Raw genomic sequence first — 1,263 nt, forward strand, 5'->3', positions numbered from 1 at the left:
CCTCGGCGCGGATTTAGGCAAACTTGGCGAAGTCAGGTTTGAATGTTTTATCACTTGCTTTAAGGCCGATTGCCTCTTCATATTTCTTTGGAATTTTCATTCCTTCTACCGTCGGATAAAATCCTTTTTCGGAAATTAATGCTTGCGCTTCTTCACTGATTACATAGTTGATGAATTCAAGGGCTTCTTTGCTATTTGGCGTATTTTTCACGAGACCAGCACTAAAAGCTTGAAGCGGTACACCTTCTTTAGGTACGGCCATCTTAATGGGAATACCTGAAACAGCTAGTTCACCTATGGAGTAACTTCCCATGACGGTTACGTCAGCCGCTCCTTGTTGGACAGCTGGCATCATTTGCGTTGAGTTTTTATAAAAGGTATTGGAATAAGCTGCAAGATCTTTTGCTTTTTCAAGACCTGGTTCCATATCTTCCGTACTGCCGCCATTTGAAATTGCCAGACCATTAAGGGTATTGAAACCCCAGTCATTCGTAATATCTGAAAATGCCGTTTTACCCTCGTAATCAGGTGATACAAGATCATTCCAAGATTCAATTGGTTTTAACCCATTCTTTTTAAAGGTTTCTGTATTATAGGCTGGTGCAATGACTAAACCGAATGCTGGCGCGGCAGCATTTTCAACCGGAATGAAACGTGGATCCACCGATTTCATATTGGGAACATTGGACTCATCAATTGGTACGATCAGTTCCTTCTCCTTAGCGCGAATTACATCAACCGGTACAAAAAGGGCAACATCTATTTGCGGAGCGTTCTTCTGTAATTCCACTTTGGATAGAATTTCACCTGATAAACCGGAAATATAATTAACAGTGATTCCCGTTTCTTCTTTGAACTTCGGCGCGATCACATCTCTGATGGCACTTTCAATGACACCGCCATTACCGGCAATCGTTATTTTTTTCTCTCCTTTTTCACCCGCACCCGTTTGGACGGATTCCCCCGGTTTTTGCGGAGTGGGATTACCACATCCCGCAAGAGCGATCAATACTATTATTGATAAAAGACTCAGCAGTTTTTTCATAGTCATTACCTCCCGTTTTTCATTGATCTCCAATAATTCCTTGTTCGTTAAAATAATTCATGGCCCCTGGATGAAAATCAAGTGGCACTTGTTTAGTTGCTTCATTTATTGAAATATCAGAAGCAGCTGGATGTGTATGCTGCAGTTCAGGCAGATGTTCATATAATGTTTTCACGAGACTGTATGCATGAGCATCAGACATTTCCTTGTAGGTCACC

General features: G+C 41.6%; 2 protein-coding genes. Both read right to left on the reverse strand.

Features of this window, described 5'->3' with window-relative positions:
• Positions 1–13: 13 nt before the first annotated feature.
• Positions 14–1,045: an ABC transporter substrate-binding protein gene (locus tag ACFVSH_RS26780; protein ID WP_387708860.1), complete on the reverse strand. Its 1,032-nt coding sequence runs from the start codon at positions 1,043–1,045 to the stop codon at positions 14–16.
• A 19-nt stretch (positions 1,046–1,064) separates the two neighbouring features.
• On the reverse strand, positions 1,065–1,263 hold a 199-nt coding region (locus ACFVSH_RS26785; protein WP_387708861.1), incomplete at its 5' end, for a TAXI family TRAP transporter solute-binding subunit.

Source organism: Peribacillus sp. NPDC058002 (genome assembly GCF_042886655.1).
In the GTDB taxonomy this organism is placed as follows: Bacteria; Bacillota; Bacilli; order Bacillales; family DSM-1321; genus Peribacillus; species Peribacillus aracenensis.

Coding starts and splice junctions, on each gene's coding strand:
- ACFVSH_RS26780 (WP_387708860.1), bottom strand. CDS start 1,045: ATGAAAAAACTGCTGAGTCTTTTATCAATAATAGTATTGATCGCTCTT.